General features: G+C 64.3%; 22 protein-coding genes. 16 read left to right on the top strand and 6 right to left on the bottom strand.

The window, feature by feature from the left end; translation table 11 throughout:
• Positions 1–17: 17 nt before the first annotated feature.
• The 5 genes from B7X65_RS08100 to B7X65_RS08080 all read right to left on the bottom strand — a co-directional run bounded on the left by B7X65_RS08100 (position 18) and on the right by B7X65_RS08080 (position 5,248).
• Positions 18–776: a transglycosylase domain-containing protein gene (locus tag B7X65_RS08100; protein ID WP_293593779.1), complete on the bottom strand. Its 759-nt coding sequence runs from the start codon at positions 774–776 to the stop codon at positions 18–20.
• Positions 773–1,633 carry a shikimate dehydrogenase gene (aroE, locus tag B7X65_RS08095; protein WP_293593778.1) on the bottom strand — a complete coding sequence of 287 codons (861 nt, stop codon included), beginning with the start codon at positions 1,631–1,633 and terminating at the stop codon, positions 773–775. The genes B7X65_RS08100 and aroE overlap by 4 nt, the downstream gene beginning before the upstream one ends.
• Positions 1,630–2,478 (bottom strand): energy transducer TonB, encoded by an 849-nt coding sequence (locus tag B7X65_RS08090; protein ID WP_293593777.1) that lies wholly within the window; start codon positions 2,476–2,478, stop codon positions 1,630–1,632. The genes aroE and B7X65_RS08090 overlap by 4 nt, the downstream gene beginning before the upstream one ends.
• A gap of 18 nt (positions 2,479–2,496) precedes the next feature.
• Positions 2,497–4,566 carry an RNB domain-containing ribonuclease gene (locus B7X65_RS08085; RefSeq protein ID WP_293593776.1) on the bottom strand — a complete coding sequence of 690 codons (2,070 nt, stop codon included), beginning with the start codon at positions 4,564–4,566 and terminating at the stop codon, positions 2,497–2,499.
• Positions 4,567–4,663: 97 nt separating this feature from the next.
• Positions 4,664–5,248 (bottom strand): YqiA/YcfP family alpha/beta fold hydrolase, encoded by a 585-nt coding sequence (locus B7X65_RS08080; RefSeq protein ID WP_293593775.1) that lies wholly within the window; start codon positions 5,246–5,248, stop codon positions 4,664–4,666.
• 667 nt (positions 5,249–5,915) lie between these two features.
• Here B7X65_RS08080 and rodA point away from each other — a divergent pair.
• The 8 genes from rodA (at position 5,916) to B7X65_RS08040 (ending at position 13,765) form a co-directional block, all read left to right on the top strand.
• Positions 5,916–7,070 carry a rod shape-determining protein RodA gene (gene rodA, locus B7X65_RS08075; protein WP_293593774.1) on the top strand — a complete coding sequence of 385 codons (1,155 nt, stop codon included), beginning with the start codon at positions 5,916–5,918 and terminating at the stop codon, positions 7,068–7,070.
• 117 nt (positions 7,071–7,187) lie between these two features.
• Positions 7,188–8,069: an NAD(P)-dependent oxidoreductase gene (locus B7X65_RS08070; RefSeq protein WP_293593773.1), complete on the top strand. Its 882-nt coding sequence runs from the start codon at positions 7,188–7,190 to the stop codon at positions 8,067–8,069.
• A 112-nt stretch (positions 8,070–8,181) separates the two neighbouring features.
• On the top strand, positions 8,182–8,517 hold the full coding sequence (locus B7X65_RS08065) for a YegP family protein (RefSeq protein ID WP_293593772.1): 336 nt from the start codon (positions 8,182–8,184) through the stop codon (positions 8,515–8,517).
• A 98-nt stretch (positions 8,518–8,615) separates the two neighbouring features.
• Entirely contained in the window at positions 8,616–10,154 is a 1,539-nt protein-coding gene (gene tldD / locus B7X65_RS08060; RefSeq protein WP_293593771.1) for a metalloprotease TldD, read from the top strand.
• 14 nt (positions 10,155–10,168) lie between these two features.
• Positions 10,169–10,744 carry a hypothetical protein gene (locus B7X65_RS08055; RefSeq protein ID WP_293593770.1) on the top strand — a complete coding sequence of 192 codons (576 nt, stop codon included), beginning with the start codon at positions 10,169–10,171 and terminating at the stop codon, positions 10,742–10,744.
• Positions 10,745–11,076: 332 nt separating this feature from the next.
• The gene (locus B7X65_RS08050; protein ID WP_293593769.1) at positions 11,077–12,201 is read left to right on the top strand and encodes a 3-deoxy-7-phosphoheptulonate synthase; all 1,125 of its coding nucleotides are present in this window, start codon (positions 11,077–11,079) and stop codon (positions 12,199–12,201) included.
• Positions 12,202–12,330: 129 nt separating this feature from the next.
• On the top strand, positions 12,331–13,356 hold the full coding sequence (locus B7X65_RS08045) for a hypothetical protein (protein WP_293593768.1): 1,026 nt from the start codon (positions 12,331–12,333) through the stop codon (positions 13,354–13,356).
• Between the two features lie 97 nt (positions 13,357–13,453).
• Complete coding sequence (locus tag B7X65_RS08040; RefSeq protein ID WP_293593767.1) at positions 13,454–13,765, top strand: hypothetical protein; 312 nt, start codon at positions 13,454–13,456, stop codon at positions 13,763–13,765.
• Between the two features lie 68 nt (positions 13,766–13,833).
• Here B7X65_RS08040 and mpl read toward each other — a convergent pair whose 3' ends face one another.
• A complete protein-coding gene (gene mpl, locus B7X65_RS08035) occupies positions 13,834–15,255 on the bottom strand; it encodes a UDP-N-acetylmuramate:L-alanyl-gamma-D-glutamyl-meso-diaminopimelate ligase (RefSeq protein ID WP_293593766.1) in 1,422 nt (473 codons plus the stop codon).
• A 192-nt stretch (positions 15,256–15,447) separates the two neighbouring features.
• On the opposite strand from mpl, the gene B7X65_RS08030 reads away from it, so the two are divergent.
• The 8 genes from B7X65_RS08030 (at position 15,448) to B7X65_RS07995 (ending at position 22,490) form a co-directional block, all read left to right on the top strand.
• Entirely contained in the window at positions 15,448–16,101 is a 654-nt protein-coding gene (locus B7X65_RS08030; RefSeq protein ID WP_293593765.1) for a hypothetical protein, read from the top strand.
• Positions 16,098–16,637: a TlpA disulfide reductase family protein gene (locus tag B7X65_RS08025; RefSeq protein WP_293593764.1), complete on the top strand. Its 540-nt coding sequence runs from the start codon at positions 16,098–16,100 to the stop codon at positions 16,635–16,637. The genes B7X65_RS08030 and B7X65_RS08025 overlap by 4 nt, the downstream gene beginning before the upstream one ends.
• Positions 16,638–16,736: 99 nt before the next feature.
• Positions 16,737–17,180 carry a type II 3-dehydroquinate dehydratase gene (gene aroQ / locus B7X65_RS08020; RefSeq protein ID WP_293593763.1) on the top strand — a complete coding sequence of 148 codons (444 nt, stop codon included), beginning with the start codon at positions 16,737–16,739 and terminating at the stop codon, positions 17,178–17,180.
• A 148-nt stretch (positions 17,181–17,328) separates the two neighbouring features.
• Entirely contained in the window at positions 17,329–17,784 is a 456-nt protein-coding gene (accB, locus tag B7X65_RS08015; RefSeq protein ID WP_293593762.1) for an acetyl-CoA carboxylase biotin carboxyl carrier protein, read from the top strand.
• 7 nt (positions 17,785–17,791) lie between these two features.
• Positions 17,792–19,141 carry an acetyl-CoA carboxylase biotin carboxylase subunit gene (gene accC / locus B7X65_RS08010; protein ID WP_293593761.1) on the top strand — a complete coding sequence of 450 codons (1,350 nt, stop codon included), beginning with the start codon at positions 17,792–17,794 and terminating at the stop codon, positions 19,139–19,141.
• Between the two features lie 152 nt (positions 19,142–19,293).
• Complete coding sequence (gene prmA / locus B7X65_RS08005; RefSeq protein WP_293593760.1) at positions 19,294–20,184, top strand: 50S ribosomal protein L11 methyltransferase; 891 nt, start codon at positions 19,294–19,296, stop codon at positions 20,182–20,184.
• Positions 20,185–20,237: 53 nt separating this feature from the next.
• Positions 20,238–21,305: a DUF3426 domain-containing protein gene (locus tag B7X65_RS08000; RefSeq protein WP_293593759.1), complete on the top strand. Its 1,068-nt coding sequence runs from the start codon at positions 20,238–20,240 to the stop codon at positions 21,303–21,305.
• A gap of 282 nt (positions 21,306–21,587) precedes the next feature.
• Complete coding sequence (locus tag B7X65_RS07995; RefSeq protein WP_293593758.1) at positions 21,588–22,490, top strand: carbohydrate kinase family protein; 903 nt, start codon at positions 21,588–21,590, stop codon at positions 22,488–22,490.
• Positions 22,491–22,622: the final 132 nt, after the last annotated feature.

Genomic DNA, 22,622 nt, shown 5'->3' with positions numbered 1-22,622 from the left:
GATTTTTGCGGATATGTTCACGGCACCTCCACCCCTCCCATGCGCGCGGCGATGGTGGAAGCGCGTGACGCGAGGTAGCCCGAGCCCGGACGCGTCTCGAAGTACTTGGGACGCGGCAGCATGACGGCCAGGCGCGCGGCCTCGTAGGCGCTGAGTTTGGCGGCGGGCTTGCGGAAATAGTGCTGGGCCGCGGCTTCGGCGCCGAACACGCCTTCGCCCCATTCAACATTGTTGAGGTAGATTTCCAGAATGCGCTGCTTGCTCAGCAGGGCTTCGAGCAGCAGGGTCAGCACCAGTTCCTGCCCTTTGCGCATCAGGGTGCGTTCGCCCGAGAGAAACAGGTTTTTGGCCAGCTGCTGGGTGATGGTGGAGCCGCCCACAATTTTGGGTGGTTTGGCGGCCCTGGCAGCGCCCGCCGGCGCGGCGCGGCTGGACAGCCTGCCGGCGGCCTTTTCGGCGCGCTGCTCGGCCTGGGTGTTTTTCTCCCAGGCCTTTTCGAGGGCTTCCAGGTCCACCCCTTCATGCTCGACAAAGGTGGCGTCTTCGGACGCGATGACCGCACGCTTGAGGTTGGCAGACAACTCGGCATAAGGCACCCACTGCTGGCGCCATTTGAGCTCGCCCTTTTCCGTGGCCAGGCGGTACGCTTCGGAGCGCTGAAAGGCGGTGGACTGCGGATCGACCACGGCCATCAGCGCGATGCGGCCGACAAAATAAAGCTGCAGCGCCACGGCGGCCAGCAGCACCAGCAGGATCCAGCGCAGCAAGGCTGTCATGGCGGGGCCTTTTGCTGTTGCTGCATTTCCTGGAGAACCTGGGCAGAAGGCGGGCGCACGCCGCGCCAGAACAGGAAGGACTCGGCGGCCTGCTCCACCAGCATGCCGAGACCGTCGCGCGGCACCGCGCCGTGCGCCCGTGCCCAGTCGGTAAACCCCTGGGCAGCCGCGCCGTACATCATGTCGTAGGCCAGCGCGCCGGGCTTGAGCAGGCGTGGCGCCAGCGTGATGGCCGCGCCGCTGAGGCTGCTTGCCGTGGCGTTGACAATCACATCAAAATCGGCCTCCAGCCCTTGCAGCTCCTGCGCTGTCAGCTCTGTTTTTTGTAGCAGTTGCTGCAGCGAGGGATGGCTGGTGTGGCGCGCCACCAGCAGGGCCGCGCGCGCGTGTGTGCGGTTGGCGACCACCAGGCGGCGCGGCCCGGCCGCCAGCAGCGGCCCCAGCACGCCCGCTGCGGCGCCACCGGCGCCAAGCAGCAGCAGGTCACGACCGGCGAGCCGGACGCCTGCATTGTTCTGGATGTCATTGACCAGGCCAATGCCGTCGGTGTTGTCGGCTTCGATGCGGCCGGCGTCGAACTTCAGCGTGTTGGCGGCCTGCGCCAGCTGGGCGCGTTCGGTGGCGCTGGTGGCCAGCTGGAAAGCCTCGAACTTGAAGGGCACGGTGACGTTGCAGCCGCGTCCGCCACTGGTGATCCATTGCTGCAGCGTCTCGGCGAAGTGGTCCAATGGTGCCAGCAGCTTGCGGTAATCCATGGCCTGGCCGGTCAGCTCGGCAAAACGCGCATGGATGGCGGGCGACTTGCTGTGTTCCACCGGGTTGCCGAGGACGCCATAGTGATCCATGGAGACGCTCATCGCTCGGTGAGCCTGGTTTCCAGTGTCTCGTCGCGAGTGAATCTGAAACGCGAGACCACCACGATCTGGTCGGCCTTGCGGCGCATGGCCTCGCTGAAACGGGCAAATGGGCCGGTGCTGCGCGCAATGCTTTGCGCGCGACGGTCCAGCGTCAGGTTGCCCGAGGTTTCGGCCACTTCGGTGGACAGGACGCGCCCGTCGTGGTTCACGGTGAGAATCATGGTGAGTTCACCATACAGCTTCTTGCCGGCCATTTCCGGGAAATTTACCGTGCCCTTTTCCTCGATCTTGCGGCGCAGCGTGTCGTAGTACACGGCATACACCTCCTCGCGGGTGGCGGGGCTGATGTAGCGCTTTTTGGGGCGCGCGTTTTCTTCGTTGATGCGCCGTTCGATTTCGGCCAGGATCTTGATCAGCTGTTTGCGCTTTTCCTCACGCTCGGTCTGGGCCGGGTCGGCGGACGCCACTTTCGGGTCAGGCGGCGGCATGGCCGCGAGCTGCTTCTTGATCTGTGCCAGCAGCATGGTCTGCTGCTCCTGCATGGTCTCGACCTTGCGCTGCGCATCTTCGCTGGCGTCGCCGAGTTCGGTCAACGCCGAAGGCGGCAGCGGGCTGGTGGCCCGGCCTTTTTCCGCCTCGCCACCGCCGGCCAGCGAGGCCTGGGCGATCGCCTTGGCCTGGTCCGGGCGTTCGCTGGACTTCGCGTTGACGAGGATCACCTCCAGCGGCGTGTCCTGAAAAATGCGGTTGAAACGTTCCGGATCGACAAAACGCACGGTCAGGAGGACCGCATGGACGGCGAGCGATACGCCCAGGGCGATTTGCAGGGTGCTGGGGGACTTCACAGGACTGGATTATCGGGGCTAAGCTGCCGCAGCGGCCGCGTCGTCGGCCGGCTCGTTCAGATCGACGGCGATGGAGATCGGACCGGCGGCGATTTCCGATTCGTTGTCTTCCTCGGCCACCTGCTCGGTGTCGGCTTCGTCCACCACGGCGTCCAGGCGTTCAATCACCGTGCTGTGGATGTCGAGCGTGATCTCGTCGATGTCGCCCAGCCGGATGCGCACCTTCGCGCCGCGCGGCAGCCCCTGGGCACCGGCGGCCGGCAACACCAGCGGCAGGTCGTCGGCGCGCACCAGGTTGTCCTTGAAGGCTGTCGCCGTGAGCTCGGTGATCTGGTTCTGCTGCAGGTATTTGAGCGTCCAGTAACGCTCGATGCCGGCCTGGAAACCGTTGTAGGCGCTGTAGGCACCATCAAAGCCCGAGATGATGGAAAACAGTTCCGCGTCTTTCGGCTTGAACGGGGCGGCCAGCGCGGCCGTGCGGCCGTGTTTGACGCAGGCGATGATCTGCCACTGGTTGACCAGATCGGTGTAGCGGCGCAGCGGCGATGTGGCCCAGGCGTAACTTTTGACGCCGATGCCGGCATGCGGCAGGGCTTTGGTGCCCATGCGCACCTTGACGCCCGGCAGCAGGCTGGCCTGGCTGCGGTAAATGCCGGGCACGCCATGCGTGGCCAGCCACTCGCCCCAGGTGCTGTTGGCCAGGATCATGGCCTCGGCGACGATCAGGTCCAGCGGCGCGCCGCGTTTGCGGATGCTGATGCTGACCGTCTCATTGCCTTCCGGCTCCTTGCCCGGGGCGATGTCGAGCGAGAAGTTGTAGTCGGGTCGGTTGAAGTTTTCCGGCTTGCCGCGCACCACTTCGCGCTGGGCCTTCAGGTGCATGGCCAGCCGGTGCAAAAAGGCCAGTTCCACGCCCCAGGTAACGCCAGCCGGGGGCGTGGCCTGAGCCGCTTCAAAGAAAGCTTCGTTGAAGGTTCCGTCGAGCTTGTCGTGGCGCAGGTTGCTCACGATGGGCACCTGCTCGAGCCGTGTCACCGACTCACGGATCGCCAGCGTGGCTTCGTCGAACGTCACATACAGCGACAGGGCCGGGCAGTTGCGCCCTTCCTGCAGCGTGTAGCTTTGCACCACCTCGTCGGGCAGCATGGTCAGCTTGTAACCCGGCATGTACACCGTGGACAGGCGCGCACGTCCCAAAGCGTCCACCGGACTGCCCGGCAACACCGCGAGGCCCGGCGCGGCGATGTGGATGCCCAGCGTGACCGTGCCATTGCCTCCCTGACTCGCCAGGCCCTGCACCGACAGCGCGTCGTCGATCTCGGTGGTGCTGGAGTCGTCGATGGAAAACGCCCGGACGTCCGCAAGCGGCAACTCGTCGCTGATGGCGGGGGCCTGCACGGCCGGAAAACCCGTGCCTTTCGGGAAGTTTTCAAACAGAAAACGTTTCCAGTGAAACTGGTAGGGCGAGGCAATCGCGCCGGATTGCTGCAGCAGGTCGAGCGGCGCCTTGTGCGCCGAGCGCGAGGCCTCCACCACCGCCTTGTATTCGGGGCTGTTCTTGTCGGGCTTGAACAGGATCTTGTAGAGCTGCTCGCGCACTGGCGCCGGGCACTGGCCCTGGACGAGTTCTTCGGCCCAGGCGCTGATTTGCGCGACGACCTGCTTTTTCTTCTCGATGGCCGCCAGCGCCTGCTGGAGGATCTCGACCGGCGCCTTGCGAAAGCGCCCTTTGCCGGCGCGGCGGAAATAATGCGGCGCCTCGAACAGGCGGAACAGGGCCGCGGCCTGCTGTTCGATGGAGGCCGGTTTGGCCGGGTCGGCGCTGAAGTAGTCGCGCGCCAGATCGGCAAAGCCGAATTCCTCGTCGCTCGCAAATTCCCAGGCCAGGTCCAGCTCGATCTCCGCGCTCAGGCGCTGGCCGGCGGCGACCAGCTCGGCCGGCGCGGGTTTTTCGAATTTCAGCAGCGCGTTGGCGGCCTTGACCTTGACGCGTTTGCCCGAGTCGAGCTCCACCTGCAGCGAGGTGTCCGCTTCGGACAAGATGCGGCCGGCCAGAAACTTGCCGGCCTCTTCAAACAATACAAACAAAACGACATCCTTTGGTTACTCTGGTACTGCAAACCGAACATCTCGCTACGTCCGAGCTGCGGTACTGGCTAGTGTAATCAGCCGCCCCGGGCCGGCCTCAGGCAAGTTCCAGGAAGTCCATCACCTCCGGCAGGTGGCGCTCGAAGTCGCTGATGGCGTGGTCGCCGCCTTCGAGCAGCCGGATGTGCGCGCCCGGGTAGCGGCCGGTCATTTCGCGCCAGTCCAGCACCTCATCGCCCTTGGCGATCACCGCAAAATAGTTTTCCGGTCGCGCGACGGGTCCCTGGGCCAGCGCGCGCAGTTCGTCGACAAACCGCGGCTCGAAGAAAAAGTGTTCGTTCGGGTCGTGCCAGGCGGTCTGTTCGCCGATGTACTTCGCCAGATCGCGCGCCGGATTCACCGCCGGGTTGAGCAACACGGCCTTGCAGGTGCAGGTTTCGGCCACATGCGTCGCATAAAAACCGCCCAGCGACGAACCCATCACTGCCATGGTGTCACGGGGCCAGCCGGCGATGCCCTGGCGCAGCTTTTCCATTGCTTCCCGCGGTGAAGGCGGCAGTTGCGGGCACCACCACACCACTCCGGGGTGGTGGCCTTGCATCCACGCTGCGACCTGCCGGGCTTTGGCGGACTGGGGGGAGGAGCGGAAGCCGTGGAGGTAGAGGAGGTGGGTGGTGGGCATGGGGCTATGGTAAATCCCTCTGTGTTCCTTTGCGTCCCTTTGTGGCGGCCGGTTGTCGTGGACTGTCTGGATGAAAAGTGGCTGCAGCCCTTTTCCCATAAGCGCAAGCAGCTATTGAATTAGTAGCGTTTCGAGGCACCGTTCGGGCTGAGCCTGTCGAAGCCGCCTTTTCCTCCTGCGTTGGCGCGGGTCTCGCCCCGGCGGGCGACTCACTTTCTCTTGCGTCGCCAAGAGAAAGTAAGCAAAGAGAAGGCGACCCGATGGTCTGGGTCCCTTCGCTTCGCTACGGGCAACCTGCGGTGCTCGCCGAAATCGGGGTCGAGCTCGAACTCGCTTCGCTCAGACAATCGCTCGCCCTGATCCGCTTTCGGCTGTGCTCCTCGGCCCAGCCCGACGGGTGGGGGGACAAATGCGGGATCGGGTGCGGGGAGACATGACGCGCGCAGCGCGTCATGTCGGATTCAACAGACTGTCAAGTTTGCACGCGGGTGCAGCACACGCGGCCAAATGAAGCTCCCCGCCATCGCCCAGCGGGGCGAGGAAGGGGCGGGGGGAGGGAGTGGGGAGTTGCGCCTACTGTCTACAGCGGTCCACCGGCGCAGCGTGATGCCGGGTTAACTTGAATTCGACAACGCCGCCAGCACCAGCTGGCAGATAATCCCTCCTCATGTCCGCCGTTTTCGACAAACCTTCCATTTTCCAGCGCGCCGCCCCGATGTTCCAGGGCTTCGACGGCCCGTTGGCGTTTGCCGTTTTCCTGCTGGCCAGCGCCGGTCTGATGATCATGTATTCGTCCGGCTTTGACCACGGCACCCGTTTCCTGGACCACGGCCGCAACATGCTGATTGCCGGGGGCATCATGTTTGTCGTGGCGCAGATCCCGCCGCAGCGCCTGATGGCGTTTGCCGTGCCCCTGTATGTGCTGGGCGTGGCTCTGCTGGTGGCCGTGGCGATTTTTGGCATCACCAAAAAGGGCGCCAAACGCTGGATCAACCTGGGCATCGTGATCCAGCCCAGCGAGATCCTGAAAATCGCCATGCCGCTGATGCTGGCCTGGTGGTTCCAGAAACGCGAAGGGCAACTGCGTCCGCTCGACTACCTGGTTGCCTGCCTGTTGCTGGTGGTGCCGGTGGGCCTGATCATGAAGCAACCCGACCTGGGCACCTCGCTGCTGGTGCTGGCGGCTGGCCTGGCGGTGATCTTTTTTGCCGGGTTGAGCTGGAAGCTGATTGCGCCGCCGGTGCTGCTCGGGTTGGCCGGCATTGTCCTGGTGGTCTGGTTCGAGCCGCAGCTGTGCGCCGACGGTGTGCGCTGGCCGGTGCTGCACGACTACCAGCAGCAGCGCATCTGCACGTTGCTCGACCCGACGCGGGACCCGCTGGGCAAGGGCTTTCACATCATCCAGGGCATGATTGCCATCGGCTCCGGCGGGATGTTCGGCAAGGGTTTCATGCAGGGCACGCAGACCCACCTGGAGTTCATCCCCGAACGCACCACCGACTTCATTTTTGCCGCCTACTCCGAGGAGTTCGGGCTGGTCGGCAACCTGGCCCTGATCGCCGGCTTCATTTTCCTGATCTTTCGCGGCCTGATCATTGCGCTGGAGGCGCCCACGCTGTTCGCCCGCCTGCTTGCCGGTGCGGTCACCATGATCTTTTTCACCTACGCCTTCGTCAACATGGGCATGGTCAGCGGCATCCTGCCGGTGGTCGGCGTGCCTTTGCCCTTCATCAGCTACGGCGGCACGGCCATGGTGACGCTGGGGCTGGCGGTGGGCATCCTGATGTCGATCTCCAAGGCCAAGAGGCTGGTGCAGTCATGAGCCTCCTGGCGAGGGGCCCCGCAAAGCGGGGATCGACAAGGCGAAGGACTGCGGGGACGCCGACACCCCAAACTATGCTCCTCGATCAAGCCGATGAGGCGTCGAGTTAAGGTGAGCATGCCCCTGTCCCCCAAGACGGTTTCCATCATCGGTATCGGCAACATGGGTGGCGCCATGGCGGCCAATCTCCTCTCCCGGGGCTGGGCCGTGCAGGTCTGCGACATCGATCCTGTCAAAGTCGCCAATTTGGAAGAAAAAGGGGCTTCAGCCCTTGCTGTACCTGCGCAGGCAGCTATCAATTCAGTAGCGTTCATCGTTTGTGTGGTGGATGCCGCGCAGACCGACGCCGTGTTGTTCGGCCCGGACGGCCTGGCGCGCATGCTGCAGCCGGGGCACACCGTGATCCTGTGCCCGACGATCTCGCCGCAGGATGTCGAGGCTGTTGCCGGCCGGCTGGCGACGCTGGGTGTGCACACGGTGGACGCGCCCATGTCGGGCGGTCCGGCGCGGGCGCGTGATGGCTCCATGAGCCTCATGGTGGCTTGCGCACCGGCCGTGTACGAACAGCAGGCAGACTTGCTGCAGGCGCTCTCAGGCAAGGTCTTTCGCATCAGCGACCACCCCGGTGACGGTGCCCGCACCAAGCTCGTCAACAACCTGCTGGCCGGCATCAACCTGGTCGGGGCGGCCGAGGTGCTGGCCCTGGCCGCGCGCCTGGGCCTGGACCCGGGGCGGACCCTGGAGGTCATCGAGCAGTCCAGCGGCCAGAGCTGGATAGGCTCCGACCGCATGCGCCGCGCCATCGCCGGCGACTATGCGCCGCGCGCGCATGTGACGCTGCTTGAAAAAGACACCCGCCTGGCTGTGGAAGCGGCCCGGGCCGCCGGTTTCGAGGGGCCACTCGGCGCACGCGCCAGCCAGGTGTTTGCGGACGCGCATCAGGCCGGGCTGGCTGCGCTCGATGACGCGGCCATTTTCAAATACCTTCAGGACCGGTAGCAGCCCGCTTGTTGCACGGTGTCACCCGATACCGGTTGCGCGCAGGCCGGCAGCGGAGTACAAGCAGTACTCCCGTTGATTCAACCCTGCTTTCAGCTGAAGGAGCATCACCATGGCCGGTAAATTCGAACTCAAGAAATCCAAAAACGACCAGTATTTCTTCTCCTTGCTGGCGGGCAATGGGCAGACCATTCTGGCCAGCGAGATGTACGACGCCAAGGCCAGCGCCCTCGCAGGCATTGAATCGGTCAAGAAAAATGCCGCGGACGACGCCAGGTATATGCGCCTGGACGGCAAGGACGGGTCGCCCTACTTCACCCTGCGCGCCGGCAACAACCAGGTGATCGGCCAGAGCCAGATGTACGCCAGCGCCGCCGCGCGCGACAACGGCATCGAATCGTGCAAAACCAACGGACCGGGTGCGGCGACCAGCGACCTGAGCGGCTGATCACCGCCTGAAGTGGCCGGTGTTTTGGGCGTCTTCCCGTCCCGGCCGGCAGAAGCCTTGCAGGGGCGGGGCCGGGTCAGACTGCCTACAATGACCGCATGACCTCACTCAAATCCTCGCCGGCCTCTGCCCGCAAGCCAGCTTTTAACGGCGCACGCGCCGCCCGTCCCAGCACCGACGCCACGTCGGAGCGGCTGGCGATTGCGCAAAAGCTGCTGCTGGCGCCTTTCGGGCTCACCGAGGCCCATTTGAGCCGGGCCCTGGGGGAAATCACCTCGCACGGCGTGGATGACGCCGACCTGTATTTCCAGTACACGCGCAGCGAAGGCTGGAGCCTGGAAGAAGGCATCGTCAAGACCGGCTCCTTCAGCATCGACCAGGGCGTGGGCGTACGCGCGGTCAGCGGCGAGAAAACCGCGTTTGCCTACTCCGACGACATCTCCGAGGCCTCGCTGCTCGACGCGGCGCGCACCGTGCGCACCATCTCGGCGGCCACCCGCGCCGGCCGCGTCAAGGTGCCGGTGCGCAAGGTCGCGCCGGGGCGCTCGCTGTACCGGGACATGGACCCGATCGCGACGCTGGACAGTACGGCCAAGGTCAAGCTGCTCGAGCGTGTGGAAAAACTCGCCAAGGCCAAAGACCCGCGCATCGTGCAGGTCATGGCCGGCCTGGCCAGCGAATACGACGTGGTGATGGTCGCGCGCGCCGACGGCACGCTGGCCGCTGACGTGCGGCCGCTGGTGCGCCTGTCGGTGACGGTGATTGCCGAGAAAAAGGTAGCTGGCGTGAGCCGCCGTGAGATGGGTTCGGGCGGCGGCGGCGGGCGTTTCGGCCTGGCTTATTTCGACGAGGCCCAGATCAACGAATACGTCAACGACGCGGTGACCGCTGCCCTGTCCAACCTCGAGGCGCGTCCCGCGCCGGCCGGCGAAATGACCGTGGTGCTTGGCCCCGGCTGGCCCGGCATCCTGCTGCACGAGGCAATTGGCCACGGGCTGGAGGGCGACTTCAACCGCAAGGGCTCGAGCGCGTTTTCCGGCCGTATCGGCCAGCGTGTGGCCGCCAAGGGCGTCACCGTGCTGGACGACGGCACGATTGCCGACCGGCGCGGCTCGCTCAACGTCGATGACGAGGGCCATGCCAGCCAGCGCAACGTGCTGATCGAGGACGGCATCCTCAAGGGCTACATCCAGGACTCGCTCAATGCGCGCCTGTCCGGCGTCAAGCCCACCGGCAACGGCCGCCGCGAAAGTTATGCCCATGTGCCCATGCCGCGCATGACCAACACCTACATGCTGGGCGGCGACAAGGCGCCGGAAGAAATTGTCGCCAGCATCAAGAAGGGCCTGTACGCCACCAACTTCGGTGGCGGCCAGGTCGACATCACCTCGGGCAAATTCGTGTTCTCGGCGAGCGAAGCCTTCTGGGTCGAAAACGGCAAGATCCTGTATCCGGTCAAGGGCGCGACGATTGTCGGCAACGGCCCGGATGCGCTGACCCGCGTCACCATGATGGGCAACGACATGCAGCTCGACAGCGGCGTCGGCACCTGCGGCAAGGAAGGCCAGAGCGTGCCGGTGGGCGTCGGCCAGCCCACGCTGCGCATCGACGGCCTGACCGTGGGCGGCACTGCCTGACGCCGAGGTAAACCATGAGCGAGGGACCCAACTCACGCCTGCCGATTGACCCGACCACGCTGCTTCCCAGCATCCAGAGTTTTGGCGAACTCAGCCATTTCCTGCGGTCGGCGATGGCCGACGAGGAGTCGCTGCAATTGGCCGACGGCATGGGCGGCCTGGCGGTGGGCATCGAAGCCGTGCTGTCAGGCCTGAAGCGCGAACCCGATCTGCAGGCGCTGGCCGTGCCGCTGATGGACCTGATGACCATTCTGCGCGAGCATCGTGCACTGGTGATTGGCCTCTCGCCGGCCTGGCGGGGCCTCTATGAATATGCGGCCTACCTGGCTGCGCTGAACAATTTTCGCGTGCTGATTGGCCAGTGGCTGCTGTCCGCCAGTCCCCAGGACAAGCCCGGCACGCCGCCGCCGCAAACCATCCGTTTTGAGGACTTCGAACTGGTCGGATGGCGGACGCTGGGCGAAGGCATGCTGCTGATCGACATGTATGAACAGCTCAGCGGCCGGGAAGCAGGCGAGTCCGGCTCGGCGGCGCTCGACGAGGCGCGGGTGGAGCGGGCCAGAACCTGGTGGGAACGCCTGCGCGGCTGAGGATGTTTGCCCCCACGGTCGCCCACTGCGTGTCGCTCCCTGCCCCCCGAGGGGGCCGCTGCGCCTGCGGGCCGGCAAAGCCGGACCCGCGGCCCCGGCTGGTGAAGAGTCGTTTCGCCCGCGCTGCGGCTTGTGCTACATTCCACCCATGACCTCCGCGAAATCTTATTTTGCTTACTTTTGGTTCTCAAGCGCCTCCGGCGGTAGAGAGATCCTCGCGTAAGCAGAAAAAGACGCAACAGATTCTTGAAAACCGCCGGACCTCCGGCGGTTTTTTTTTGCCCGTGCTATTTGCCGAATTGATTGTTGAACGTTCTAAAAGGAAGCCAGCCATGAATGCCAAAGCCAACCAAGCCAGCGATGCCTGGTATGCGAGTCCTGTCGACAAAACCAGTCAGACCGACGACGAACGCATCAAGGACATCACTGTGTTACCCCCGCCCGAGCATTTGATCCGCTTCTTCCCGATCAGCGGCACCCCTGTGGAGTCGCTGATCACCCAGACACGCAAGAACATCCACAACATCATGGCCGGCAAGGACGACCGCCTGCTGGTGGTGATCGGCCCGTGTTCCATCCACGATCCGGCGGCGGCGCTGGACTATGCGCGCCGCCTGGCCGAGCAGCGCAGGAAATACGCCGGCACGCTGGAGATCGTGATGCGTGTGTATTTCGAAAAACCGCGCACCACGGTAGGCTGGAAGGGCCTGATCAACGACCCTTACCTGGATGAAACCTACCGCATCGACGAAGGCCTGCGCATCGCGCGCCAGCTGCTGATCGACATCAACCGCCTGGGCCTGCCGGCCGGCAGCGAGTTCCTGGACGTGATCTCGCCGCAGTACATCGGTGACCTGATCGCCTGGGGCGCCATCGGCGCGCGCACGACGGAAAGCCAGGTGCACCGCGAACTGGCGTCCGGCCTGTCGGCGCCCATCGGCTTCAAGAACGGCACCGACGGCAACATCCGCATCGCCACCGACGCGATCCAGGCGGCCGCGCGCGGCCATCACTTCCTGTCGGTGCACAAGAACGGCCAGGTGGCGATCGTGCAGACCAGCGGGAACAAGGACTGTCATGTGATCCTGCGCGGCGGCAAGACGCCCAATTACGATGCGGCCAGCGTGGGTGCGGCCTGCAAGGAGCTGGAAGCGGCCAAACTGCCGGCCACGCTGATGGTCGACTGCAGCCATGCCAACAGCTCCAAGCAGCATGAGAAACAGCTCGACGTGGCACGCGACATTGCAGTCCAGGTGGCCGGGGGCTCGCACCAGGTCTTCGGCCTGATGGTCGAGAGCCACCTGCAGCCGGGGGCACAGAAATTCACGCCCGGCAAGGACGATGCCAAAAACCTGGAATACGGCAAAAGCATCACGGACGCCTGCCTGAGTTGGGAGGATTCGCTCAATTTGCTCGATGTGTTGTCCGACGCCGTCAAGGCCCGACGCGCGCGTTGACGCCGCGTCCTCCAATTGGGGGATGGCGTGCTAACAATTTGGTGCTAAATTTGGAACTTCTGGTTACACTTCCACCCCATGCCACGACAGCGGTTGTCACATGGAAGAACCGGTCGTCACGAAAGCACCATGTCTTCCGAGCAACCCCTTCTCTTTCTGGGTCTGGCTGGTTTCACGCCCGAGCAACGCGAGCGGCTCCATCTGCTGCTCGGCCAGTTGCCGCCCGGGGGCGCGGTGTGGCGTGTCGGCACGTTTGCAGAGGCCGATGCCTGGCTGGTTAGCGGGGAAAAATGCCGTCTGGTGGCCGCCGACACCCTGAAAATTCTGGCCGGCCTGCCCACCGAGCGCACCGTGCAGCTCGATCTGGACGAGGTCGACCGCCCGATCGCTTTCTCGCTGCCGCTGTCCTCCGACGATTTTGATCCCAAGCACACCTTCGACCTGGGTGTGGCTGCCAGCCTGTCCGGGGTGCTGCGGCATTTCGAGAGCTGGTTGCGGCCTTTGCGTTCCCAGTTTGTATTGGGCGGGCAACTGGTCGCGCGCGAGAACGAGTTGCTGCCCGGTATCTACCACGTCAGCCACAGGGGCCAGTTGCTGGCTGTGATGGATTTTCATGAGTGGCGCATCGGCATTTTGCGCAAGGCCGACCCGGTTGATTTCGAACTGGCCCTGTGGGACCGGCGCCCCCTGGAGGCGCACGACATCCCGAGTCATTTTCTGCGCAGCAACTTGACTCATTTGCGCTGGATTTACGCGCAGCGCACGGAGCGCGACGTGTTGCCTGCGCGCTATCGCAGCAAGCCGGTTTATTTTCGCCATGCGCCGGCCGTGCCCATGCGCTGGATCAGGGACTCGCAGCTGATCCTGTTGCGCGAGTTGTCGCAGGCAGCAGGGGACTTTGACGCCTTGCTGCGGCGCACCGGGCTGACGCAGGCCCAGCTGACGCGGGATCTGGCCAGCCTGTATTTCGCCGGCTCGATCACCACGACACCCGACAAGGCGGGAGCCGCCGCCTTCACGGACGGGGAGGACAGCCTCCCCGGAAAAAGCCGCAACGGGCCCGCACAGGCGCTGCCGGGCGCACCTGCGGGGCCGCCGACCCTGCCCGTGCGCAAGCATGACCTGACGGCGCCGGCGCAACTGGGCCGCAAATAAACCTGCGGGTGCCGCCGGCTCGGGTTTCAGCCGATTGCCTACCTGGGCGGCGGTGTTCATGCTGGTAGACAATCCCGATTCGATACCAAGGAAACCCATGCACAGCGAAGTCAGCGTCACTTTCAAAAACAGCCCGCCCCTGCGGATGGACCTCAATGAGGTTCAGCCCATGCCGCACGATGCGGCCAGGGCGTGGCTCGATGAGCAGTTCACCCAGATGGGCTGCGAGCCGCTGCGGCCCACCGGCAAGTTGCTGATGGCCGACAAGGTGCTGGTGGTGGCCCAGGCCGCCGGCCCGCAGCAGTTTGCCGATGCCGCCTGGGCCCAGGCCTTTGCGCGTGCAGCCAGCGCCTCGCTGGCCAAACCGGTGATTCACATCGATGTGCCGGCGATGGCAGTCAGCTACTGAACTTGTTGATGATTTTGGCCTGCAGCCCTTGAAGGGAAAGCGCGGACAGCTATCAAAAAGGTAGCAAATCAGCCAGCCTGCAGCGCCTCCAGCAGCCTGGCGTGAATGCCGCCAAATCCGCCGTTGCTCATGCACAGCAAATGGTCGCCGGGACGGGCGGCGGCCTTGACTTGCGCCAGCAGCTGGTCGAGGTTGTCGGCCACCTGCGCGCGCTCGCCCATGGGCGCCAGCGCGGCCCGGGCGTCCCAGTCCAGTCCGCCGGCATGGCAAAACGCCAGGTCGGCCTGCTCCAGGCTCCAGGGCAGTTGCGCTGTCATGGTGCCCAGCTTCATGGTGTTGCTGCGCGGCTCGAAGATGGCCAGAATGCGCTGGGCACCGCCCGTGCTGGCCAGCTGGCGGCGCAGTCCGTCGATGGTGGTGTGGATGGCGGTCGGGTGGTGCGCAAAGTCGTCGTACACGGTGATGTTGCCGCCGGCGCGCGCCACCGTGCCGCGTACCTCCATGCGCCGCCTGACGTTCTCGAAACTGCGCAAGGCCTCGGCAGCGGCCTGTGGCGCCACACCCACATGGTCGGCCGCGGCGATGGCGGCCAGCGCATTGAGCTGGTTGTGCATGCCACCGATGCCCCATTCAACACGCGCGACTTTTTGGCCGTCTCGAAACACGTCAAAAGCCGCGGGTTCCCCCTCGGCCGAGAAGCCTTCCGCCGCGGAGCCGCCGAAAAGTACCCGCTCACTCCAGCAGCCCTGAGCCAGCACGCGGGCCAGGCTGTCTTCGCGGGCGTTGACAACAATCCTGCCGGTGCCGGGCACGGTGCGCACCAGGTGATGGAACTGACGCTCGATCGCCGCCAGGTTGTCGAAGATGTCGGCGTGGTCGAACTCCAGATTGTTCAGGATGGCGGTGCGCGGCCGGTAGTGGACGAACTTGCTGCGCTTGTCAAAAAATGCGGTGTCGTATTCGTCGGCCTCGATCACAAAGGTGTTGCCGGTGCCCAGCCGGGCCGACACGCCGAAGTTCAGCGGTACGCCGCCGACCAGAAAGCCCGGCTGCAGGCCGGCGCACTCCAGAATCCAGGCCAGCATGGCCGTGGTGGTGGTTTTACCGTGGGTGCCCGCAACAGCCAGCACATGGCGCGGGCCGGTGGGGTGGTGCGTCGGGTGGTGCAACACATGGCCGGACAGCCACTGTGGACCGCTGGTGTAGGGAACGCCGGCGTCCAGGATGGCTTCCATCAGGGGGTATCTGGCTTGTCCGCTGGCGTCATGCGCGCGGGACACCACATTGCCAACCACGAACACATCGGGCGCGAAGGCCATCTGGTCGGCGCCATAACCTTCAATCAATTCAATCCCCAGCGCGCGCAATTGATCGCTCATGGGCGGGTAGACGCCCGTGTCGCAACCTGTGACCTTGTGCCCGGCCTCGCGGGCCAGCGCGGCCAGGCCGCCCATGAAGGTGCCGCAGATTCCCAGAATATGTATGTGCATGCAGTATTCTAGGAGGCAAGCGGCTGGCCGGAAGTTTGTAATGAAATACGGCTGCAGCCCAAACAGATCGTGCGCAGGCAGCTATTTATTTCATAGCGCGTCGGGGTCTGCGGGATTGCGGCGGGAGGGTGCGCTCCCGGTTTCATGCAACTTTACTGCCGGCGGGCGGGTCAACCCCATGCAGAATCATTGATGCGACCGCCGATTTGCTGGCGGCACATCGTCGAGAACCCCACCGTGAACCCCCACACCCTGAAACATGAAATTGCCGCCACCGCCGCAGCGCTGGTGGTGGAAGAAGGCCTGGAGTACGGCCCGGCCAAGCGCCGTGCCGTCAAGCAGATGGACCTGCCCGGCCGCAGTGAGCTGCCGGGCAACGACGAGGTCGAGGACGCGGTGCGCGAGTACATCGCGCTGTTCTGTGCCGATACCCAGCCGTTTGAGCTGGCCGCGCTGCGCGCGCTGGCCCTGACCTGGATGCAGCGCATGGCGCAGTTTCGACCCTACCTGGGCGGCGCCGTCTGGCACGGTACGGCCACGCGGCTGTCCGACATCTATATCCAGCTTTTCTGCGACGACCCGAAATCCGCCGAAATTGCGCTGATCGACCACGACGTGGATTACGAACCCCGTACCGTCACCGGTTTTACCGGCGACAGCGTCGAGGCCCTGAGCGTGCGCAGCCTGTGCAAACCGCTGCAGGAAACGGTGGGTGTGCATCTGATGGTGTACGACCACGATCACCTGCGGGGCGCGTTGCGGCCCGATGCCAAAGGCCGCAAGCCGCGTGGGGACCTGGCCGACGTGCAAAAATTGCTGATGACCAACCAGGAAACCGATTCATGAACCGCAGGCAGTTGATATTGGGAGGCACTGCTGCGGCCGCCGCTCTTGCCGGCGCCGGCGTGGCCTGGCGGCAGCTTCAGCCGCATGGCGCACCTGCCGCCGCGAGCGGGGAGGGCGCAACGCGCGACCCGTTCTGGGCGCAATCCTTTGACACGCCCGACGGTGCCAGCCTGGCGCTGGCCAGTTTTTCCGGCAAACCCCTGCTGGTCAATTTCTGGGCCACCTGGTGTCCGCCGTGTATCGAGGAGTTGCCTCTTCTTGATAGCTTCTATCAGGAAAACAAGGCTAAAAGCTGGCAAGTTCTGGGTTTGGCGGTGGATCAGCCCAGTGCCGTGCGGGCCTGGCTGCAGCGCAAACCCCTGGGTTTTCCGGTCGGCATGGCCGGTTTTTCGGGCACCGAGCTGAGTAAATCGCTGGGCAACCTCTCCGGCGGGCTGCCCTTCACCGTGGTGTTTGGGGCGTCCGGTCAATTGCTGCACCGTAAAAGCGGCAAGGTGACGCCCGAGGATCTGGCCCAATGGGTGCAGCTGGCCTGAGGCCGGGTTGAGCTGGGCCTTGTCAGGGGCCCGAAACAGGGCCGATATGGGGTAAAGTTCGGTCTTGCCCGGCGGCTGGCCGGGAAGGAGACAGCGTTTATGAGCGTACTGGTATTGCATGGGCCCAACCTGAATCTGCTGGGTACCCGGGAGCCGCAGGTCTACGGGGTGACCACGTTGGATCAAATTAACGAAGATTTGGTCAAATTCGCCGCAGATCGCGGCACATCGCTGCAAACTTTTCAGAGCAACCATGAGGGTGCGCTGGTTGACCGCATCCAGCAGGCACGTATCGACGGCACGCAGTTCATCGTCATCAACCCGGCGGCCTTCACGCATACCAGCGTGGCGATCCGCGATGCCCTGGCGGGGGTGGCCATTCCGTTTGTGGAGGTGCATCTTTCCAACGTCCACCGGCGCGAAGCCTTTCGCCACCACTCCTATTTTTCGGACGTGGCTGAAGCCGTGATGGCGGGTTTTGGGCCGGCCGGTTATCGCTATGCGGTAGACTTCGCCCTTTCGCGTCTGGCTAAAATAGCCTGAATTAATAAAATTAGCTGATTTTTAGGCGCCGAAGGGTGTAAAAAGCGGAATTTAGGCGCAAAGCAGCGCCGGCGTCCGCCAGTCACGCCGTCGGCAACATGAATGTCAGAGGTGCCGCATCGAGGTGCCCACCGTCGTTGGAGAAACCATGGATTTAAGAAAACTCAAGACACTGATTGACCTCGTTTCCGAGTCCAATGTGTCCGAACTGGAAATCACCGAGGCCGAAGGCAAGGTCCGTATCGTCAAGTCGGGCGGTGCGCCCACGGTGATGCAGGCTCCCGTGGCCATGATGCCCGCACCGGTGGCCGCGCCGGCGGCCGGCGTGCCGGCTGCGCCTGTCGAGGCCGCGGCACCCGCCGCGCCGGCCGGTCATGCGGTCAAGTCCCCGATGGTCGGCACCTTTTACCGCTCGTCCAGCCCCGGCGCCAAGGCCTACGTGGAAGTGGGCAGCCAGGTCAAGGAAGGCGAAACCATCTGCATCATCGAGGCCATGAAAATCCTCAACGAGATTGAAGCGGACAAATCCGGCACCATCACCCGCATCCTGTGCGAGAACGGTCAGGCGGTGGAGTACGGACAGCCGCTCTTCATGATCGAGTGACCGCCGCATGTTCAAAAAGATACTGATCGCCAACCGCGGCGAAATTGCGCTCCGCATCCAGCGCGCCTGCCGGGAACTCGGCGTCAAGGCGGTGATGGTGTATTCCGAGGCCGACCGCGAGGCCAAGTACATCAAGCTGGCCGACGAGTCGGTCTGCATCGGCCCGGCCCCTTCGGCGCTGAGTTACCTCAACATGCCGGCCATCATCTCGGCCGCCGAGGTGACGGACGCCGAGGCGATTCACCCCGGCTACGGTTTTCTGAGCGAAAACGCCGACTTTGCCGAACGGGTTGAAAAAAGCGGCTTCAAGTTCATTGGCCCGACGCCCGAATCCATACGCATCATGGGCGACAAGGTCTCGGCCAAGCAGACCATGATCAAGGCCGGCGTGCCCTGTGTGCCGGGCTCCGAAGGCGCCTTGCCCGACGATGCGGCGATCATCAAGCGCACGGCCAAACAGGTCGGCTACCCCGTCATCATCAAGGCCGCCGGTGGCGGTGGCGGACGCGGCATGCGGGTGGTGCACACCGAGGCGGCGCTGCTGCACGCGGTGCAGACCACCAAGGCCGAAGCGGGCGCTGCCTTTGGCAACCCCGAGGTCTACATGGAGAAATTCCTGCAGAACCCGCGCCATATTGAAATCCAGATCCTCGCCGACCAGCACAAAAATGCGGTCTGGCTCGGTGAGCGTGACTGCTCCATGCAACGCCGTCACCAGAAGGTGATTGAAGAGGCGCCGGCCCCGGGCATTCCGCGCAAGATCATCGAGCGCATCGGCGAGCGCTGCGTCGCGGCCGTCAAGAAGATCGGCTACCGCGGCGCCGGAACCTTCGAGTTCCTGTATGAAAACGGCGAGTTCTACTTCATCGAGATGAACACCCGGGTCCAGGTCGAGCACCCGGTGACCGAGTGGGTCACCGGCGTGGATATCGTCCGGTCGCAGATCCAGATCGCGGCCGGCGAAAAACTGCCATTCACGCAGCGCCAGATCGAAATCAAGGGCCATGCGATCGAATGCCGCATCAACGCGGAAGACCCGTATAAGTTTGTGCCGTCGCCAGGGCGCATCACCACCTGGCACATGCCGGGCGGACCGGGTGTGCGGGTGGACTCGCACATCTACACAAACTACTTTGTGCCGCCGAATTACGACTCGATGGTCGGCAAGATCATTGTGCACGGCGATACCCGCGAGCAGGCGCTGGCCCGCATGCGCACCGCGCTGGCCGAAACCGTGGTCGAGGGCATCAACACCAACATTGCGCTGCACCGCGAACTGATGGTGGATGCCAAGTTCATGGACGGCGGCACCAACATCCACTACCTTGAAGAGTGGTTGTCGCAACGTGACAGGTGAACATATGGCCCCCACGGTCGCCCACTTCGTGTGGCTCCCTGCCCCCCGAGGGGGCCGCTGCGCCTGCGGACTGGCAAAGCCAGATCCGCGGCCCCTGCTTGAAAGAGATGCGGGTAACAATGCGATCGAGACTTTCTGCTGGCTAACGAATGATGTTTGAATTGATCTTGTTGGCCCCGGTGGACAGCGTGGAAACGCTGAGCGAGGCGCTCGATGCGCTCGACGCACTCAGTGTGTCGGTTGAAGATGCCGATGCACAGACGCCGGCCGAGCAGGCCCTGTTTGGCGAGCCCGGCATGCCGCCGCCCAAGGCCGGCTGGGAGCGTTCGCGTGTGGTGTCGCTTTTTTCGGATGAAGCCGGCGCGCGTGACGCAGCAACTGTGTTGTCCGCGCAGGACTTTTTTGCCGGCTGCCAGTTGGTAGCCATTCAGGCCGTGCCCGAGCAGGATTGGGTGCGGCTGACGCAGTCGCAATTCACGCCGGTGGAGATCACCCCCGAGTTCTGGATTGTCCCGACCTGGCACGAGCCGCCAGCGCAGGCCCGGCAGGTGATCCGCCTGGACCCGGGACTGGCTTTTGGCACGGGCACGCACCCGACCACGCGCATGTGTTTGCGCTGGATTGCTGGACAGGGTGCTGCCGGCAAGTCGCTGGGTCGCGTGCTGGACTACGGCTGCGGCTCCGGCATTCTCGCCATTGGTGCGGCCAAGTTCGGTGCCTCCAGCATCGACGCGGTCGATATCGACGAGGCGGCCGTGCAGTCCACGCTGGCCAATGCCGAGGCGAACCATGTCAGCCTGACCACGGGCCTGCCCGACAAGGCCGAAGGCATTTACCAGACCGTGCTGGCCAACATCCTGGCCACACCGCTCAAAGTGCTGGCTCCCCTGCTGTGCGCGCGTGTTGCCTCCGGTGGCGCGCTGGTACTGGCCGGCATTCTCGAGCGGCAGGCCGACGAGCTCAAGGCCGCGTATGCGCCGTACTGCCAGCTGCAGGTGACGGACCAGGAAGACGGCTGGATACTGATGACCGCCCGGTTCTGAGCGGGCGCGCGCCTCATCCCGCCCCGTATACGCCCCGTACAATAAGGCGCTAAATGAGCCTGATTACGCGCTGTTCCGCCTGCGGCACGATGTTCAAAGTCGTGGCCGACCAACTCAAGATTTCCCAGGGCTGGGTGCGCTGCGGGCACTGCTCCGAAGTTTTTGACGCAGCAGCCAACCTGCAGCCCTACGCACCCCAGTCAACGGCTTCGCCCACAGACGCTCCGGTTTCCACCCCGCAGGACGCGCTGCCCGATATGCACGAGGGCACTGGTCACGCGGCGTCCGTCGCTCCCATGCTGGTGGCGCCTTCTGCAGAGCCGGAGGTCGCCTGGCCAGATCCCGAGCCGCAGGAAGAGGCCGCACCGGTTGCCGTGTCTGCATCGGTGCCGGAAGTCCAGGTGTTGCCGTCGCCAGACCTCGCCGCCGATGTGTTTGTCTTTTCGGTGAGCCCGGAACCATCGGACTTTTCCGGAGCGGCGGAACCCGCAGCGCGAGCGGGTTATACGGAAAGTACCTTCGGTGAATCGGAGACGGCTGTCCCCGACCCTGTTCACGAGGTGTCGTTTGTGCGCGATGCCAGGCGCGATGCGTTCTGGCGCCGGCCTGCACTGCGCGTGGCGCTGGGATTGGCGGCATCGGTGCTGCTGGCCGCCCTGCTGCTGCAGGTTGCCCTGTTCCAGAGAAATACGCTGGCCGTGTCGCAGCCCTGGCTTCGTCCCGCCCTGGACACGCTGTGCGCCTCACTGCAGTGCGAGATCCGTCCGCCGCAGCAGATTGAAGCGGTGGTGATCGAGAGCTCAACCTTCAACAAGCTGGCCCCCGACGCCTACCGGCTCAAGGTGGTGATCAGGAACGCAGGGGCGATTTCGTTGGCCCTGCCGTCGCTGGAGCTGACGCTGACCGACACCCAGGACCAGGCGCAGCTGCGGCGTGTGCTGAGCCCGGCCGAACTGGGCGCCACCGCTCCCACGCTGGCAGCCGGCGCCGAATTTTCCGGCGTGCTTGCCATCAGAGTTTTGAATTCCCCACCCGACGCCAGCGCGTCTCAACCGCCCTCCGCGCGGCCTTCCGCGCCCCTGCGGATTGCCGGCTACCGGGTCCTTGCTTTTTATCCCTGACTAGGGCCTGCTCACACTATTTATGCAAGATGCGTTGCGAGTTAAAAAGGTCATGCGCGAGGCGCAAAACGCAGCCGGGCTGGCGCCCGGCAAGGCTTTGCAACGCTGCGCATGGCCTTTTTGGCCGCAACCCGGAGGGAACGTGGTGAAAACAGCACCACTCGTTGTTGCACTCCTAGCCCAGCCGCCCAGGCTGAGCGTCGTCGCGCGCCTAGATTGGCGCTGTTTTCACCACGTTCGCACTTGTATAAATAGTGTGAACAGGCCCTAATCGAGATCTCCATGCCTGCTGTAATTTGTGGTTCCCTGGCCTTTGACACCATCATGACGTTTGAGGGCCGTTTTGCCGAGCAGATCCTGCCCGACCAGCTGCATATCCTCAATGTGTCCTTCCTGGTGCCCGCCCTGCGCCGGGAGTTTGGCGGTTGCGCCGGCAACATTGCCTACAGCCTGCAGCAGCTGGGCGGAACGCCCTTGCCCATGGCGACTGTGGGTACCGATGGTGCCGAGTATGTGGCGCGCCTGAACACCTTGGGCATCAGCACTGAGTTTGTCCGGGAGGTGGGCGACACCTATACCGCCCAAGCCATGATCATGACGGACCGCGACAACAACCAGATCACCGCCTTCCATCCGGGGGCGATGGGCCAGGCGCACACGACCAAAATCGCGCCGCGCGCCGATATCAGCATCGGCATCATCTCGCCGGACGGACGCGACGCCATGCTGCAGCATGCCGAGCAGTTCAAGGCCGCCGGCATTCCTTTTGTGTTCGATCCGGGCCAGGGCCTGCCCATGTTTGACGGCAAGGACCTGGCCCATTTTGTCGAGCTGGCGAGCTGGGTCACGGTCAACGACTACGAAGCCAAGCTGCTGTGCGACCGGACCGGCCTGTCCTGCGCCGAGATATCGAAGCGGGTGCAGGGCCTGGTGGTCACGCTGGGCGCGCACGGTTGCGAGGTCTGGGTGGACGGCGACAAGACGCTGGTCGCGCCTGTGGTGGCTGCGGAAGTCGTGGACCCCACCGGTTGCGGCGACGCTTTTCGCGGAGCCCTGCTGTTCGGCCTCGAAAAAGGCTGGCCGCTGGTGCGCTGCGCCGAACTGGGTAACCGCGTCGGTGCCCACAAGATTGCTTTCCGCGGCGGACAGAACTACACACTCACGACCGCTCAGACCGGCCTGTAAGCGCAGATTAAGAGTAAAAAAGGCTTCCAGCCCTTTCCGGGCGGGCGCAATCAGCTACTGAATTTATAGCAACTGGGGCGCCCTCACGGGGCCGACTGCCCTGAAGAAGGTGCAGTTGGTGCCTCGCACCAC

Origin of the sequence: Polaromonas sp. 39-63-25 (genome assembly GCF_002278925.1) — a bacterium.
Lineage (GTDB): Bacteria > Pseudomonadota > Gammaproteobacteria > Burkholderiales > Burkholderiaceae_C > Polaromonas.
The sequence above is the reverse complement of the archived record's forward strand: the minus strand, read 5'-3'. Positions and strand labels throughout refer to the sequence as shown.